The organism is Stieleria sp. (assembly GCF_041595215.1).
Taxonomy (GTDB): Bacteria; Planctomycetota; Planctomycetia; order Pirellulales; family Pirellulaceae; genus Stieleria; species Stieleria magnilauensis.
This window is the reverse complement of sequence record NZ_JBFHKV010001512.1, coordinates 1-1,510: the sequence shown is the minus strand read 5'-3', so window position 1 is coordinate 1,510 and position 1,510 is coordinate 1. Positions and strand designations below refer to the sequence as shown.

Here is a 1,510-nt window from a genome sequence, read left to right as displayed (position 1 = left end):
GTCTCTCGCGATCATGTGGTTTCCGGCTTGCCTGCGTCACGTTGAGGGCGAGTGGGCCGATAAGCCGGTCGAGCTGACCGACAATCAGGCGTTTATCGTCTGGTGCCTGATGGGTTGGCGACGCTCGGACGGTTGCCGGCGGTTCCGTCATGCTTACATCACCTGCGGCCGGAAGTGGGGCAAGTCAACCGTGGCGGCGGGTATCGGGCTGCTGTTGTTGACGTGTGACGATCCGCTGGAAAAGGGGGCGCAGATTTACTGTGCCGCAACGAAAGAAGATCAGGCGAAGATCGTCCACGGGTTGGCCAAGGCAATGGCGGACGGTTCGCCAGAGGTCCGTAAGCAGGTCAACGTTCTGGCCAAGTCGATCGTGACGAAGAAGGGATCTTATCAGCCAAATAGTTTTTTTAAGCCGCTCGGGTCCGACTCGCGAACGTCGGACGGATTCAACGTTCACGCTGCCGTCTTGGATGAGATCCACGAATGGGGCGACCATCACAAGGGGCTTTGGGACAAGCTCAACACCGCCCACGGCTCGCGTCGTCAACCGCTGATCATCACGATCACGACGGCGGGAGACGATCAATCGAAGCTGTGGATTGAAGTCGATACGCTGTCCTGTCGCGTGCTGGACGGCTACAAGCTGGACAACCCGCCGGGCGATCACCGTTTTTGCTTCATCGCTCGACTGGACGAAAAACGCCCGTGCGACTGCGGGGCAGTCAAGGGATGCCCCAAGTGCGAGGGCACGGGCGAGATCCCCGAGGATGACCCGTTCGACGAAAAGAATTGGGCCAAGGCGAATCCGAATTATCCGGTCACGCCAAAGCGGGAGTTTATGCAGGAACAGGCGGATGATGCACAGTTGTCGCCGGCTGGGTTGCACGTCTTCAAACGCTATCACTGCAACGTCTTGGTTTCGTCGTTGGAAAAGGCAATCCATGATGAGACTTGGCGAGCGGCACAAGGCGAGTTTTCGGATTGGTCCGACGCAGACGCGATTTGCGGCGCGTGGGACATGGGCGGGCAAGATGACCTGGCAGCACTCGGGTTCTGTGCTCGATTCGACACGGGTGAAGATGAGATCGACACCAAGACCGGCGAACCGACTGGCAGGCCGCTCTATCGGTACGAGGTCGATAGCGTCGGGTTTATCAACACCTCCGCCGAGCGTGATCTGTCAAAAGAACCGTGGGCCGATTGGGTCGACCAAAAGCTGCTGCGTGTGTCGTCGATGGAAATCAACGAGATGCGGCAGGAAGTGATCCGCGAGTACCAGGACAACCAGATCCGATCGTGGGCGTATGACCCGGCAAACTCGCGAGACTTCGCGCAGTCGCTGGAGCCCGAGGGCATCGAGACGGTGAAGTTTTTTCAAAACGCCGGCATGTGGACCGAGCCGATTACGAAGTTCCTGGCCGACTTGAAACTTGGCCGGGTTCGCCACGAAGGCAACGGGCTGCTGACGTGGGCGGCGGGGAACATGGTGCTAGTCAATGGCAAGCGTTCG

The 1,510-nt window shown here is 59.0% G+C and carries 1 protein-coding gene; it reads left to right on the top strand.

Annotated elements, in window-relative coordinates:
• Positions 1-13 precede the first annotated feature (13 nt).
• Positions 14-1,510, top strand: a 1,497-nt coding sequence (locus ABX749_RS32555; protein ID WP_372899702.1) for a terminase large subunit domain-containing protein, incomplete at its 3' end; no start/stop codon positions are given.